The sequence below is a fragment of the Noviherbaspirillum sp. genome (assembly GCF_035254865.1).
Lineage (GTDB): Bacteria > Pseudomonadota > Gammaproteobacteria > Burkholderiales > Burkholderiaceae_D > Noviherbaspirillum.
Genome location: NZ_DATFAF010000049.1, coordinates 1 through 15768, shown reverse-complemented (window position 1 = coordinate 15768; position 15768 = coordinate 1). Strand labels below are relative to the sequence as shown.

Here is a 15768-nt window from a genome sequence, read left to right as displayed (position 1 = left end):
AGAGTGTCGCGGCATTCGGGAGCGCAAATGCTTAACCACAGGTAGTGATGATTCTTGTTTTTTCAAGACTTTACGCTACCAAACAGAGCGTTCTTCAAATATGAAAAAAGCCATGTCTCCATGGCATTTTTCATGCTCGCCTGCTTGAACAATGTGTGGCTTGCGGATAGTCATTGCGACAAAGAATTCACCTGGACGGCCGCCCCGCAGTCCTCACCAGCATCACTCCATTTCCCAGAGTTTTCCATCCGCAGTAATCAAGGCCGTCCTCAGCGTCTTCCCCGGAAAGACTTGTGTCGCAGCGAGCCGATAACGCGATAACTGCTGGCGATAAAGAGTGCGTTCGCTGTCGAGCAGGTCGCGCTTGTAGTCGAGGATCCACACTTCGTCATAACAAACGACGGCGCGGTCAAAACGCAACAATTCATCCCCGGCCATCACCTCCATCTCATTACGGGCAAAATGAAAGTGCGTCGGATTGAAGAAGCGCTCCAGATCGGGCCGCGACAAGACTTGCACGGCGTGCTCGCGCACCGTGATCGCCATTGCCAATGTGCAGCGCAGCCAGCGCGCAATTTGTATCGCGTCAGGTACGCAAATCGGCCACTTCGAGAGGTTCGTCAATCGTTCGAGCAAGGCGTGCAAGGCGATGCCTTCATCAATCGCGATGCTTTGCGGCGCGGCAGCCTCCTTGCGCTCGCCAAGAAGCGGCGGATTGAAAACAGGAATGCTGAATTCTGCATTGCCGGCGACGCCATCCGAAGCCAGTTCGACTTCCGCTTCGAACACGGTCGTCGGCACATTCTGCAGGCGGTGATACCAGCTGCCCTCCATCACTCCGTCCTCCAGCGTGCCACGGGCACCTGCCACGCCACTGACGATCAGGATATGTTTCGCGCGGGTGATGCCGACATACAAGAGGTTCCAGTCCTCCTGCTGCTTGAATGCTTCTTCCGCCGCAAACAGGGCATCGCGCGCGGCGCCGCGTTCCTGCCTGCGGCCGAAGCAGGAAAAATGCGTCGGCGCGTCCGCATCCTGCGGCCAGTCGCACAGAATGCCGCAGTCGTCGCGCGCAGGCTCGCTGTGATTGGTATCGACCATGACGACGATCGGTGCTTCCAGACCCTTTGCGCTGTGAATGGTCAGAATGCGAACGGCGTCCACCGCGGCGTCGACGGCCGCTTCATCCGGCGCCTCGCTTTCGGCACCCTTCTTCAGCAAGCGCAATGCATCGATGAATTTCGGCAGGCTCGGATAGCGACCGGAATCCAGGTTCAGCGCCAGTTCGGTGAACGCCTCGATATTGCCAAGCACCTGGGCACGGACCACCGGCTGGGCGGCCTGTGCGTAACGCGCAACCAGTTCTCCCTGATGAAGTATCACGTCGATCAGGTCATGCACCGGCAGGCGCGGTGCTGCGTCAAGCCATTGCCGCAGCAACTGAACGGCGCGCCGGATGGCCGGCGATGCGTCGGCCGCAGCCTGCATGCGCTCCCACCACGCAGGCTCGCTGCGCTGGGCGAGTGCAATCAGATCATCATCGCTCGCTCCGAACACCGGTGATTTCAGCACATGCGCAAGCGCACGGTTGTCACCCGGCGTGATCAGAAAACTCAAGAGCGCAATCAGGTCCGCCACTTCCAGCGACTCCAGCAAACCACCGCGCTTGCCCGAGACAAACGGAATGCCTGCTTCGCGTAACGCACTTTCATAGGCGGTCAGATAGGACCGCTTCTTCACCAGCAGCATCACGTCGGACCATTTCGCCGGCGCCCCCTTTGCCGTCAACTCTCGCATCGCATTGACGATGGCACGTGCCACTGCGCGCCCTTCTTCCACGCGGCGTTCGTCTTCTTCTTCGGGTCGCGGTGTACTTAGCGGATCACGCAATGAGAAGGCCGTGGCCGCAGCCTCTTCATTCTCCGCAGCCCGGATCAGGGGCAGACGCCACACCATGCCACCTGGCGCGCCAAGTGTCGTCTGCGGCGAGAAAATCGGATTGGCGGTGAAACTCGCATTGAGCACTTCGATAATGGAAGCGGCATTGCGGCGCGTCTGGTTGGTGCGCAATACATCCGCGCCAAGCTGCGCAAGCATATCGCGTGCGGCGATGAAAACCCGCGGCTCGGCGCGACGAAAGCGGTAGATCGACTGTTTGGGGTCGCCCACGACGAACACGCTCGGCTTTTGCGCATCGTCGCCGTAAGCGGCCAGCCAAGCCCGTACGATGCTCCATTGCAGCGGATTGGTATCCTGAAACTCGTCCAGAAGGATATGCCGGTAGCGCGAGTCGAGGCGGCTCTGCAGATAGGCGGCATGGCCTTCGTCGGTCAGCAAGCGATAGGCATGCCATTCCAGATCGCCGAAATCGAACACGCGCTGCTCGGCCTTGACCGCCTGGTAATGGGCCAGATAAGCATTTCCCGCAGCGAACAGCGCTTCATTCAGCGCCAGGACCTGGCACTCGAAGCTGCGTTTGCGGAGCTGTTTGAGCTCCTCGCCGATCGCTTCAAATTCCGCATCGAAGACATTGCAGCCGTCGCTTCCCAGCGCTTGTTCCAGCGCCTTGGTGAGGTCCTTGGTCTTTTGATTCTTGCGCGCGTCGCCATCGCTACCGAAGAACTCGTGACAAAGCGCATCGAAGGCCTCGATGCTCGCGCCAGCGCTCAATGCCTTCTCGATCGCCGTGGCGCGCTTCTGGTTGACCGCCGTGCCGCGGCCAAGCAGCGATGCAAGCTTGCTGACGCGTGCTTGCAGTTTCCTGTCATTCCATAGCGACAGCCTTGCATCGGCGATGCCATCGTCGCCGCACAGTTCACGCAGCCATTCCAGCGGCACGTGCTGGCCGTCCTGGGTAATCGCCCACCATTCAGCGCGCTTGTCGACGAACGCGTCAAGCAAACGCCTGGCGTTCCAGTCGCCGACCATTTCGTACAGCGACATCAGCGCCTGCCGCACATCACGTTGATCGTCCGCGTTCAGCGCTTGCATGAATCGGCTGTACGCGTCCATCAGCAGCTCGCCGGTCGCCTCGGTCAGCGTATAGCCATGAGGCACGCCGGACGCTAGCGGAGCAATCTGAACCAAGCGGGCGAACCAGCTGTGGAAGGTGTCTATCGAAAGGCTCTGCGGACTCGCGAGCACGCGCTCGTACAAGGTGCGCGCAGCAGGCAGCACGCGCGGCAGGTCCGCCTCATCGATGCCGCGCTCCAATAACAGGTCGCGTACCGCGTGCTCCGGTTGCAGCGCGAGTTCATGCAGCAACTGCAAGAGCCGCTCGCGCATTTCCTGCGCGGCCTTCCGGGTAAAGGTGATCGCAAGCAGCTCCGACGGCTCGGCTCCGGCCAGCAGCAGGCGCAGCATGCGCGCCACCAGCAGCCATGTCTTTCCGCTGCCGGCGCAAGCCTCCACCACAACAGAACGCGCAGGGTTGCACGCAATCCGCGTAAATTGCATCGCATCGACCGCCTGACCGTTCGCTTCATAGGCGCGTGGAGAACCGGTCTGCGTGCGCATCACCACGCTCCCTTGCGGCACAACCCGCGCACTTCGCAGTACACGCACACACGCTCGATGCCGTATGCGGCCAAGGGCGCTCCCTGCGCAATCGCGCCGATGCTCGCGGCAATCTGCATCTCCAGCATTTGTTGCCAATCGGTGTAGTTCTTCGCCTCCGCATCGCCGGTCTTGTCCTTGGTGATTTCCAACGCGACGAAATGCGCGGCGGATACCGGCACGTCCGACAAGATGCCATAGAAGGCCAACTGATGGTCCTCCGCTTCCTTTATCTTGTCGCGCAGGATCTGCAGCGGCTTGGTCTTGTAGTCGAGCACGGCACGCTCGCCATCGTCGTTTTCATCGATGCGGTCGATATAGCCGTGCAATGTGACCTGTCCTCCGTCCCAGGACAGAATCTTGTCGAAGCGTTTTTCCCCTGCGACGAAGCGCCAGCCCTGGTCTTCCCTTTCTTTGGCCCAGGCAAGATATGCGGGAATCACTTTCTGCCATCGCGCGTAGTAGCCCAACGCGGCCGCACTCTGCGAAAGCGCTTCGGCAAAGACTTTTTCCGTGATTTCGCGCAGCAGGCTCTCGCGCTCGGCAGGAGCGACGTCCAGGTCGCGCACACTTTCATGATAGGTTTTCAAGATCGCATGCAGCCAATCACCATAGTCGCGCTTTTCCGGCATGTCGGACAATTCGTCGAGCCCGTTCAAACCGAGCATGCGCGTCGCGAAAAACTGATAGGGGCAGGCCACAAGACTGTTATAGCCGCTGGCGGACAGCTTGCGCGGCAATAGCTGCGGTGCGACCGGCGCAGGCATGACGGGCGGCATGGAACGCAGCTCTTGCGACGCGATCTCGGCACGATGCATCGGCGGTTTGTCTGCGCCAGCGCGCTCCAGCGTCAGTTGCAGTCGCTCTATCCAGCTACTGATCGCATTCGGCTCGCCGTTCTTTTGCGACTGCCACGACAACACCACTTCAGGAGCGGCACTTAACAACTCGGCGAAATCGCGCAACTGCGTGCGCTGCCGCACCTCGCGCGTCGCCAGTCCAAGTTCGCGTCGCACCGCATTGGCAAAAAACAGGGTTTCCTGCGAATCCGAGGGCAAATGGTCGGCATCCGCACCGACCATCAGCACCGCATCGAAGTTTCGAAGCCGGGCGCCGTTCAGATGCAGCATCACGACACGCCGGTCGGATTCGATTGACACGAAAGGCGTCGATTCAAGCTGCAGGCTGAGAAAGGCGCGCCATTCCGAGAACGAGAACGAATGTGTCACTGCCTGACAGTCCTGCATCAGCATGTCAAGCAGCGCAATCACCTGGGAGCCGGCCGCATCGGCCGCCAGCGCGTCGCGCATGCCCAGCGATTCGAGCGCAGCGCTGGTCACCTCGCCCCATTCGCCAAGCGTCCTTCGTCCGCTGAACAGGCTGGCCTGCTCGGCAATCCGCTGCAGCAGTTCCCTTGCCTGCGGCGCATCCCTCAATGCGGATAGCACCGCATCCCAGCCGCCCAGCACGTTGAAACGTCGCACGGCGTGTTCGATCTCCATCACGCGCGCGGCCTTGTCCGCCATGTCGGGAAACAGGAAAGGCGACTTCAGCAAATCGAGCAGCGTGACGGTTTCCGCCCGCGTGCTGACGACATCGAGCAAAGCCGCAATTGCCGCAGCGGTCCGCGTCGTGGACAGCTTCCATCCCGTTTCATCCGCGACGAAAACATGCGCGCGCTCCAGCAAGGCACGGATCCGACGCGCGACCACGCGGTCCTGGGCAATGATCGCAATGCGGCTCTTGCCTGCTTGCAGCCAGTTGATCACCGCTTGTGCGCCGCATCGCGCCTCCTCTTCCAGGCTGCCGGCTTCCGACAGCGCCAGCCCTCGCGGCGTCACGATTTCACCCGCGCCGAGCGCGAGGAACGAATCGCGGCCGTCTTCGTCCAATATCTCCGGCCAGGCACGCGCAAACATGCTTGCAACTGCGTTGGCGCGCCAGTCCGGCAGGACGGGCAATAGTGTTTGTTTATCCCCGTAAGCTTTCAGGAAAGCCGTTTGCAGGCTGTCCGGCGCTTCGGAGTTGATCCATATCAAGGGAGCGTCGGCGTCGGCGGCCAAGCGCATCATGCGGGCAAAGCAGACTGCGGTCGCATCGCTGCTGTCGAGTTGGCTTTTCCACAATGACCACACTAATTGCGCCTCGTCCGACAGGATGTTGCGGGCGGGCAGCGGCAATTGTTCCAGCGCTGCATGCCATCGCTCCTCGGCAGCATCGGGCGACAGTTGCATGGAAGGAAGCAAGGCGGTCGTCAATTCGTCGAACAGCGTCAGCAGCATCTGCGCCAAGGGCAGCAGATCAGTATTGCGTCTCGCTGAGAACAGCTTTTTCAGCCACGCGTGCTGCCGCAGTTCGGCATACAGCAGCATCATGCGCTCGCTACCGGGCGTCGCGACGGCCTCGTGCTCTTCCGGCGGCAGCATGGAAAGCCAGGCGGACATGGTGGTGATCCGCGGCGGAATGAAAGGCCTGCCAAGGCATGCCGCCAGGGCCGCTTTCAAGTGTTGGGCATGTGCGAATCCCGGGACCACGACCCGTACGCCCGATAAGTCGCGCAATTGCGGATCGGCGTCGGCCAAGGGTCCGTTCTGCAGCAAGGAGTGCGCAAGCGCGGACCAGAAATCGGCGGACGGCGGAATCAGCAAAGGGCGCAGCAGCATGAAGGTTCGCTAAGAGTTTGGGCCGGGCGATGACACGGTAGCGCAAGCAATGCGCCCGAATGTGTTCGCCATTTTATGCGAGCCGCTCAAAAATTAAGACGCGTCCCTACACTTTTCGTAAAAATCGGTTATGATTTACCCAACACCCCGCCGCATTACGTCTTGCAGCACCCTTCAATATCCTTGAATCCGTGCATGACGTCTCCACTTGCTTGTTAACACCCCGTACACGCTGTTCACGGAAATTGAGTAAGATTGGCAGGCGTGCAGGCGCAAAAATTGACATCTTAGAGACCCTCACATCGAGGAAACCATGAGCGAAAACATTAAACACATCACTGATGCGTCCTTCGATTCGGACGTTCTGAAATCCGACAGGCCGGTACTGGTCGACTTCTGGGCCGAATGGTGCGGCCCCTGCAAGATGATCGCCCCGATCCTCGAGGAAGTGGCAAAAGAATACGACGGCAAGCTGCAGATCGCGAAAATGGACGTCGACGCCAATCAGGCGGTTCCGGCCAAGTTCGGCATCCGCGGCATTCCGACGCTGATCCTGTTCAAGAACGGCGTGCCCGCCGCACAGAAAGTCGGCGCAATGGCAAAAGGACAGCTGACGTCCTTCATCGACAGCAATATCTGACGCCGACGAGGCGGTGCGTCCGCACCGCCTGTTTCGCGTTTTAACTTTATCCGTTTGATCATCCTCGCAGTTCCCTCCCCCACCTGACTTTTCCCATCTCGGGACACTCACTATGCATTTATCTGAACTTAAGCAGCTCCACGTCTCTGCCTTGCTGGAAATGGCGATCGGACTTGAAATCGACAACGCGGCCCGCCTGCGCAAACAGGAATTGATGTTCGCAATCCTGAAGAAGCGCGCGAAGGCAGGCGAACAGATTTTCGGCGACGGCGCACTCGAAGTCCTGCCCGACGGCTTCGGCTTCCTGCGCTCGCCAGACGCCAGCTACATGGCGTCCACCGACGACATCTACATCTCGCCTTCGCAAATCCGCCGTTTCAACCTGCATACCGGCGATTCGATCGAAGGCGAAGTCCGCACTCCGAAGGACGGCGAGCGCTACTTTGCATTGGTGAAGGTGGACAAGGTCAACGGCGAAGCGCCGGAAGCATCCAAGCATCGCATCCTGTTTGAAAATCTGACACCGCTGCATCCGAACAAGGTGATGACCCTTGAGCGGGAAATGCGCGGCGACGAAAACATCACCGGCCGCATCATCGACATGATCGCGCCAATCGGACGCGGTCAGCGCGGCCTGCTGGTGGCATCCCCGAAGTCCGGCAAGTCCGTGATGCTGCAGCATATCGCGCACGCCATCACGACCAATCATCCGGACACCGTACTGATCGTGCTGCTGATCGACGAACGCCCGGAAGAAGTGACCGAAATGCAGCGCTCGGTGCGCGGCGAAGTGGTCGCCTCGACCTTCGACGAACCCGCCACCCGCCACGTGCAGGTCGCCGAAATGGTGCTGGAAAAAGCCAAGCGCCTGGTCGAAATGAAGCGCGACGTGGTGATCCTGCTGGACTCGATCACGCGCCTGGCACGTGCCTACAACACCGTGATCCCCGCCTCCGGCAAGGTGCTGACCGGCGGTGTCGATGCCAATGCGCTGCAGCGTCCGAAGCGCTTCTTCGGTGCGGCGCGCAACGTCGAGGAAGGCGGCTCGCTGACCATCATCGCGACCGCGCTGATCGAAACCGGAAGCCGCATGGACGACGTGATCTACGAGGAATTCAAGGGCACCGGCAACATGGAAGTGCATCTCGAGCGCCGCTTGGCCGAGAAACGCGTCTACCCGGCAATCAACCTCAACAAGTCCGGTACCCGCCGCGAGGAGTTGCTGATCAAGCCGGACCAGCTGCAAAAGATCTGGATCCTGCGCAAGCTCCTGTACGGCATGGACGAGATCGAGGCAATGGAATTCATCCTCGACAAGATGAAGTCGACCAAGAACAACGCCGAGTTCTTCGAACTGATGCGACGCGGCGGGAGCTGATCGCTCCGTCCTGCGGCGAAAACGGGCGCTTGCCAGGCAGGCGCCCGTTTCGTTTGCGATTCGCACAAGCAGCTTCGCAAACCCATGATTTTATTGTACAATCTCCCGTTTTCACCCCCGGCAAGTGATTGGCAATCGGGTCAAGAAGCAACAGGACCGACGAAGTGCCGGTTGGCTACCAAAACATTCCAGAGGAAAAACATGAAAGAAGGCATTCACCCCGATTATCGCGAAGTCGTATTCCAGGACATGTCCAACGACTTCAAATTCGTCACGCGTTCCACCATCCAGACCAAAGAAAAGATCACCTTCGAAGGCAAGGAATATCCGCTGGTGAAGCTGGAAGTGACCGCTGAATCGCATCCGTTCTTTACGGGCAAGCACAAGATCGTCGACACCGCCGGCCGCGTGGAAAAATTCCGCCAGAAGTTCGGCAATCGCGGTTCCAAGACCCAGACTGCGGGCTGATCCCTGCCGTACGGAGCAAAAAGGCAGCCATGGCTGCCTTTTTTGTTTTACCGCGCAGTCTTGCGGCGACTTTTGCGGCACAATATCGCCGGGCTCAATAAAATCCTAGAAAAAGCAAGGCGGTCCAGAAAACATCAGACGCGAAAAAATCAGACCCTTGTTTCGGCAAGCTTGCGGTCCGATCCGGAATCAGACAGTCGCTCGGGACAGCTGCTCGGGCTCTTCTTGAACATTTTCGCGCCCTCATGCTTTTCGAGGCCCCATCAAAGAACAAGCCAACCATCCCCACATGAAGCCAGTCCGCCTCCCCGCAGCCGCCACGAATGCGCTTCCACGCTGGGTCCTGTTCGCACTTTGCCTGCTCTATATACTTCCTGGCCTCATAGGCCGCGACCCATGGAAGACCGATGACGCCGCCGGGTTCGGTATCATGTGGACCATGGCGCACGGCGGCCTCGACGACTGGCTGTGGCCACATATCGTGGGATTGCCCGCAGCCGACAAGGGACCGCTGGCGTTCTGGATAGGCGCTGTCTGCATCAAGCTGTTCGGTAGCATGCTGGGCGACGCGGGGGCGGCTCGCATTGCGACAGCGGGATTCTTCCTGCTTGGCTCGCTTTCCGTCTGGTACACGACCTACCTTCTGGGCCGCCGGCCCGAGGCACAGCCGCTGCGCCTGGCATTCGGAGGTCAGCCGGAACCCAGCGATTACGGCCGAACACTGGCCGACGGCGCCTTGCTCATTTATCTCGGCTGCCTCGGCTTGCTGGTCCACAGCCATAGCACCAGCGCAGAAGCCTTGCAGGTATCGCTGGTCGCGTTCTCGCTCTACGCAAGCGCTCGCCTGTTCGAGCTGCGCACATGGCGCGCTGCGGCGCTGCTTGGGCTTGCACTCGGTCTGTCGGTGCTGGCGCGCGGCTGGGTCCTTCCGCTTGCGTTATGGGCCGGGCTGCTGGTACTGGCATCGCTGCGCGAGCGCTCGCTCCTGCTCAAACTGTGCGCGGTCGTCCTGCCGATCGCCGTCATGGTGGCTGGCTCCTGGATTCTCGCCTGCCGCATCGTGCGCCCGTTCAACAGTTCACCCTACGACGCATGGATGCTCTGGAACTACCAGCAGCTCGCCCTGCCGTCGTGGGACAACATCAGGCATCTCTTCAAGAACGGTATCTGGTTTGCATGGCCGGCCTGGCCGTTCGCCGGATGGGCAGTGTATGCGTGGCGCAGGCAATACCAGGCGCCGCATATCACCTTGCCGCTGAGCTTCTTAGGCATTTCCGTTTTGCTTATCCTGTTCAGCGGCCATTCGGAAGAAAGCATCCTGCTGCCCATGCTGCCGCCGCTGGCGATTCTTGCGGCATTCGGCTTGCCGACCATGAAGCGCGGCGCGATCAATGCGGTGGACTGGTTCTCGGTCATGACCTTGACGACGTGCGCCGGCTTCATCTGGCTCGGCTGGATCGCCAAACAAACCGGCTGGCCGGCGCAACTGGCGCGAAATGCGTTCAAGCTCGCGCCAGGATTCAAGCCCGAGTTCAGCCTGATCGCTTGCGTGGTTGCCGCGCTTGCCACCGCCGGCTGGTTCGTCCTGGTTCACTGGCGCGTATCGCGCCGTCCTTCCGTGCTGTGGCGCGCGGTCGTGCTGTCCTCCGGGGGCGTGATCTTGTGCTGGCTGCTGTTGACCACGTTGTGGATGCCATGGATCAATTACGGCAAGAGCTATGCGGGCGTGGCGAAGCAACTTGCCGAGAAGCTTCCTCCAAGCCAGTACTGCATCGATACCAACATCGGCCCGGCACAACGCGCATCCTTTGCTTACTTCGGACACGTTTCCTTCGCACAGTTCGACAACGCGCATTGCGATTACTTGCTGTTGCAAGACAATAACGGCAGAAAACCGAATGCCAAAACAACGAACCCGCCCAGCAATGCATGGCGGCTGCTGTGGAATGGACGCCGTCCGTCCGACCGTGATGAGCGATTCCGCCTCTATCAACGCGTGAACTGACGTTGCAAGACGCTCATCGCCCATCCTTTATCCGCCGCATCGCTGCCCTCGCATGGCCGCTTCTGATCGGTCAACTGGCAGTCATTGCAAACGGAGTCATCGACACTGCGATGACTTCGCGCTTTTCGGCCACCGACCTTGCCGCCCTCGCCGTCGGTACGTCGATCTACATCAGCATTTTTGTCGGCTTGAATGGTGTGCTTGCCGCGCTCGCACCCGTAATCGGTCAGTTGTTCGGCGCGCAACGCTTCGAGGCAATTGGCGCCGAAGTCAAGCAAGGGATCTGGCTTGCACTGTTCCTGACGGTGATCGGCTGCCTCGTCTTGTTATTCCCGCAGCCCTTGCTGTCGCTTGCCCATGCTTCCAGCGCGCTGAATGACAAGGCATCGCTTTATCTGCGCATTCTCGCACTGGCACTTCCGGCGACCTTGGGTTTTCGTATCTATGCCTCGCTCAATACGGCTATTGGACGGCCGAAAATGGTGATGGCCTTGCAAATCGGCGCACTGGCGCTCAAGGTACCGCTCAACGCCTTGTTCATTTTCGGCGGCCTCGGCATCCCGGCCTTGGGCGGGCCAGGATGCGCAGTAGCAACGGGCATCACCGTCTGGGTAATGTTTCTGATCTGCGGCCTCATCGTGCGCTTCAATCCATCCTATCGGCTGTTCGGCGTATTCGGAACCGGCCTTGTCGGACCGGTTTGGACTGCGCAGCGCGAACTGCTCAAGCTCGGCATTCCGATGGGACTGAGTTATCTGATCGAAGTGACCGCATTCACCTTCATGGCCTTGTTCATTGCCCGTCTGGGAGACATTGCCGTGGCCGGACATCAGATCACCGCCAATTTCGGCACCGTGCTGTACATGATTCCGCTGGCGATCGCCAACGCGACAGGAACATTGGTAGCGCAATCGGTCGGTGCTCGCGATTTGTCCTCCGCGCGGCGGATCGGATACAGCGGCATTCGCCTGGCCGCCGTCCTGTCGGTGACGATAGGATGCATTGTATGGCTGGCACGGGGCGCGATCGTGCGGGCTTATACACCGAACGAAGCCGTTATCGCGGCAGCGCTCCCCTTGTATGTATTCATCGCCTTCTACCAGTTGTTCGACGCGGTCCAGGTCACTACCGCATTCGTACTGCGCGCATACAAGGTCGCCGTCATTCCCACGCTGATGTACGCCGTCGCGCTCTGGGGTGTCGGTTTGGGAAGCGGCTACGTGCTGGGCCTGAACCCGTTCGGCATCAGCCCGCGCATGCTGCAGGGCGCAGCCGGCTTCTGGATGGGCAATAGCGCCGCATTGGCACTTGTCGGCGCCGGCCTGCTCTGGTATCTGCGACAAGTGCAACGCAACATTGAACAGGATAATTGATACTGCAATCCCGGTGAGGTGCGCTTGCTGATCAGACTTTCATCGGCAGAATCACCATCTGCAGACTTTCAAAATGCAGGCGCCGCTGGATGGCGAGGGCCGCCTGGTTGTGCAGCAGTCGGGTGAACCAGTTGTCGTGTTCGAAGACCAGTTTGCTGGTGAAGAAAATGGAACTCGGATATTCCTTGTTGATCGTTTCGCACAGCTTCGTTACCTCATCCACGACATCGGTACCGAAACCGAGATATGCTGCCGAGGCCATGCCATGGCTATGGCAAAAATCGACAAAGTATTTGAGCGTGGCATTCGCTTCGGCGCGCATATGCTCCACCGCGCCCTCGCCGCCATAGGCATGCGCATCAACAGTGCGGGCATTGACGAAGATGAAGTTCTTGAAATGTCCCGGGAACATGCGCTGCACCCAGAGCAATGCATGCAAGCCGCCGCCGCGCGAGGAGCCGACGATGAATACCGCCGTCTGGTCCTGAGGATTCGGCTCGACCGGGCCGACATGGGAGCCGAAGGGCTGGTTCGCAAATACCTGATCGACTGAGTGAATCGCCTCCTTGGTATCGCGGTAGTGATTGCGAATGTAAATGCACAGGCTGGCAATCGCACCGATGATCACGGCTGCAGCCCAGCCGCCGGCGGTGAATTTTTCAACCAGCAGGACCAGGAGAATGCCTGCGCAGATGACAAAGCCGATGAGCGATAACAAGAAGCGGCGCAGCCAGTATCGCTGGTCCTTGTGTTGCCACCAATACAGGCACAGGCCGAACAGCGAAATCGCAAAGGTCAGGAAAACCGAAACCGAATACAGAACGACCAGCAATGTAACACTGCCGCCGGTCCAGAGCAGAATGGCGAGCGCGGCAATCCCCATCACCAGGATGCCGTTCTGCGTCACAAGGCGCGTGGACAGATAGCGGAATTTATGGGGTACCCAGGAATCGGCCGCCATGTTGGAGAGCACCGCCGGGCCACCAAGAAAGCCTGTATTGGCGGCCACGAACAAGAGACCTGCTTCGAACGCCAGCACGAGCGTCAGAACGATGTTGTTGGTCCAATCACTGAGTCCGATACTCGCGATGATGGCGCGGAAGGTCGAAGCATTCAGCGTCTGCCCCTCAACTGGCTTCGCGTCCCACAACAAGTAAAGCAGGATGATGCCGCTCGCGGTGAATGCAAGTGATAGCGCCATGTAGATCATGGTCATCTTGCCCGTATGCACGCGAGGTTCGGCCAGAATATTGACGTTGTTGGAGACGGCTTCGAGGCCGGTATAAGTACCGCCGCCCTGCGAGTAGGCAAGCAACAGCATGCCGGCGACACTGATCCAGCCGATGTTGCTCGCCAGCGCCTTCGTCTCCGTCAAGGTATTCGGCACCAACTCCGGCAAGTGCGCCGCGTGCGAAAAGATACCGAAAACAATCAGCGTGAAATGCGTGACGACAAAGCCGAGGAAGACCGGCAAGAGAATGCGGATCGCTTCCTTCATACCGCGCAGATTGAGGATAATCAGCACCGCGACGAAAAATGCCTCTGACCAGACCTTGTACGGTTGGAACCCGAGCGGCAGAAGCGATGCGAGCGCCTCGACGCCTGCCGCAACCGAAATCGAGATCGTCAATACATAGTCGAGGATCAGCGCGCATCCGGCAATCAAGCCGAGATACGGACCGACCAACCGGGTTGCAACGCGATAACCGCCGCCACCGGTCGGGAACAGTTCGATCACCTGGTTGTAGGCAAGCGCAATGATGAACACGGTAATCGCAGTGGCCAAGGCCATGTACAGCCCGAGATGACTATGCTCACCCAGGGCGCGGAAGGTTTCTTCCGGGCCGTAAGCGGAGGACGACAAACCGTCGGCGCCCAGTCCTACCCAGGCCAAAAACGCGACCAGCGCCAGGGAATGGCGCGTCTCGCTTTTCATGGGATCAAGTGCTTTGCCGAGGACAATCTCGCGGATTTTGGCAGGCTTCATTATTGTTGTTGAATTACCGGTGCTTGGCGGTTTTCACTGAGCGAAGTAGGCGATGATACGCCTTTCGATTCTGGTGTGACAATGTAATCGCGCCGCCTTGTGTTGCTCGATCGCTGCAAATAGGTGATAATACTAGCTTGCGTGTCGCCGAGATGGCGGAATAGGTAGACGCACGGGACTCAAAATCCCGCGCTGGAAACAGCGTGCCGGTTCGATTCCGGCTCTCGGCACCAAAGACCTGCAACAATATCAGCGCACCCTCGGCGGTGCGTTTTTCATTTCGGGCGGCCCTTTTCACGGCGTTGCGTCCCTCCAATGCGCTCGACCTCGATTCAATATGACCGGCATAAACGTTCTATACTGAGCAAGTTTTGACGGCACAACAATCCTTGGCGCATTTCCTGGTCTGCATTCGCAATCAACCTCCTGTCTGAAACAGTGTGATTCATGCCCGTCTCACTCGATAACCTGCTCGTCGTCGGCATTTCTTCCCGCGCCCTGTTCGACCTGGAAGCGGAAGAAACAATTTTCCGCACGCAAGGTCTGGATGTCTATCGGCAGCACCAGATCGAAAATGAAAACGAGATCCTGAAACTGGGTGCAGGCTTTGCACTGGTACGCGCATTGCTCAAGTTGAATGTGCTGGTCCACAACCAGCGTTTCGTCGAAGTCGTCATCATGTCGCGCAACTCGTCCGAGACGTCCATGCGCATTTTTAATTCAATCAAACATTACGACCTCGACATCACGCGCGCAGTTCTTTCCGGTGGTGCGCCGCTGTCTCCGTATCTGCGTGCATTCAACGTCAGCCTGTTCCTGTCGCTGCATGAAGACGATGTGCAGGCCGCAATCAATTCCGGTGTGGCGTCCGCCCTGCTCTACCAGAAGCCTGACAATGCCTTTGAGGAGCTGGAGCAGATTCGCATCGCCTTCGATGGCGACGCTGTGATTTTTTCGGACGAGTCGGAAAGGATTTTTCAGACGCAAGGCATCGAAGCATTCGAAAACCACGAACGCGAAAATGCAATGAAGCCATTGCCCGAAGGACCGTTTGCACGCTTGCTGAAAGCGTTGTCCTATATCCAGAACAATTTCAAGTCTTCCGATGGAAGATCGGCGCCGATTCGCACTGCCCTAGTGACCGCACGCTCGTCGCCGGCACACGAACGGGTGATTCGCACTTTGCGTGCGTGGAATGTTGCGATCGACGAAACCTTCTTCATGGGCGGTGTCGCCAAGTCGGATGTACTGGCGGCCTTCAAGCCCCATATCTTCTTCGACGACCAGCCCGGACATTGCGACCGAGCTGCGCCGCTGGTGCAAACCGGGCTCGTTCCGGTCATGCGGATATCCTAGCTGGCATGTGCCGTTCGCCTCTCATGCGAGGGAGCGAACAGCACAGTTCTTCCGGCGCAATCAGCGATTCGCCACCGCATCCATCACGCACAGCGCGGCCATGTTCACGATGCGACGCACCGTGGACGACGGTGTCAGCACATGCACCGGCTTGGCGCAGCCGAGCAGGATCGGGCCGATCGCGATGCCGTTGCCTGCTGCGGTCTTGATCAGGTTGTAGGAAATATTCGCGGCGTCGATGTTCGGCAGGACCAGCAGATTGGCTTCCCGCGTGAGCGGCGAGTCGGGCATCATCGTCTTCAGCAATGTCGCGTCGAGCGCGGTGTCACCGTGCATCTCGCCA

The 15768-nt window shown here is 59.3% G+C and carries 10 protein-coding genes and 1 tRNA gene; 7 read left to right on the top strand and 4 right to left on the bottom strand.

The features are described 5' to 3' along the window. Positions 1–222: 222 nt before the first annotated feature. Together VJ651_RS12865 and VJ651_RS12860 are read right to left on the bottom strand one after the other, a co-directional pair. On the bottom strand, positions 223–3516 hold the full coding sequence (locus VJ651_RS12865; RefSeq protein ID WP_324107836.1) for a UvrD-helicase domain-containing protein: 3294 nt from the start codon (positions 3514–3516) through the stop codon (positions 223–225). Then, entirely contained in the window at positions 3516–6218 is a 2703-nt protein-coding gene (locus VJ651_RS12860) for a PD-(D/E)XK nuclease family protein (protein WP_324107835.1), read from the bottom strand. Before VJ651_RS12860 ends, VJ651_RS12865 begins: the two co-directional genes overlap by 1 nt. A 313-nt stretch (positions 6219–6531) precedes the next feature. Here VJ651_RS12860 and trxA point away from each other — a divergent pair, with 313 nt between their 5' ends. From trxA to VJ651_RS12835, 5 genes are all read left to right on the top strand, one after another. After that, entirely contained in the window at positions 6532–6858 is a 327-nt protein-coding gene (gene trxA / locus VJ651_RS12855) for a thioredoxin TrxA (protein WP_324107834.1), read from the top strand. A 112-nt stretch (positions 6859–6970) separates the two neighbouring features. Continuing rightward, complete coding sequence (rho, locus tag VJ651_RS12850; protein WP_136418392.1) at positions 6971–8236, top strand: transcription termination factor Rho; 1266 nt, start codon at positions 6971–6973, stop codon at positions 8234–8236. A 201-nt stretch (positions 8237–8437) separates the two neighbouring features. After that, complete coding sequence (locus VJ651_RS12845; RefSeq protein WP_136418391.1) at positions 8438–8704, top strand: type B 50S ribosomal protein L31; 267 nt, start codon at positions 8438–8440, stop codon at positions 8702–8704. A gap of 289 nt (positions 8705–8993) precedes the next feature. Further along, positions 8994–10709 carry a glycosyltransferase gene (locus tag VJ651_RS12840; RefSeq protein WP_324107833.1) on the top strand — a complete coding sequence of 572 codons (1716 nt, stop codon included), beginning with the start codon at positions 8994–8996 and terminating at the stop codon, positions 10707–10709. A 110-nt stretch (positions 10710–10819) separates the two neighbouring features. Next, complete coding sequence (locus tag VJ651_RS12835) at positions 10820–12082, top strand: MATE family efflux transporter (RefSeq protein ID WP_414691344.1); 1263 nt, start codon at positions 10820–10822, stop codon at positions 12080–12082. A gap of 31 nt (positions 12083–12113) precedes the next feature. Here VJ651_RS12835 and VJ651_RS12830 read toward each other — a convergent pair whose 3' ends face one another. Beyond that, on the bottom strand, positions 12114–14069 hold the full coding sequence (locus VJ651_RS12830) for an APC family permease (RefSeq protein WP_324107831.1): 1956 nt from the start codon (positions 14067–14069) through the stop codon (positions 12114–12116). Positions 14070–14215: 146 nt separating this feature from the next. Between VJ651_RS12830 and VJ651_RS12825 the strand changes: the two genes are divergently transcribed. Continuing rightward, positions 14216–14302, top strand: a tRNA-Leu gene (locus VJ651_RS12825). Positions 14303–14516: 214 nt separating this feature from the next. Next, complete coding sequence (locus tag VJ651_RS12820) at positions 14517–15425, top strand: 5'-nucleotidase (RefSeq protein WP_324107830.1); 909 nt, start codon at positions 14517–14519, stop codon at positions 15423–15425. 60 nt (positions 15426–15485) lie between these two features. On the opposite strand, the gene VJ651_RS12815 is transcribed toward VJ651_RS12820, so the two are convergent. Continuing rightward, positions 15486–15768, bottom strand: a 283-nt coding sequence (locus VJ651_RS12815; protein ID WP_324107829.1) for a phosphate acyltransferase, incomplete at its 5' end; no start/stop codon positions are given.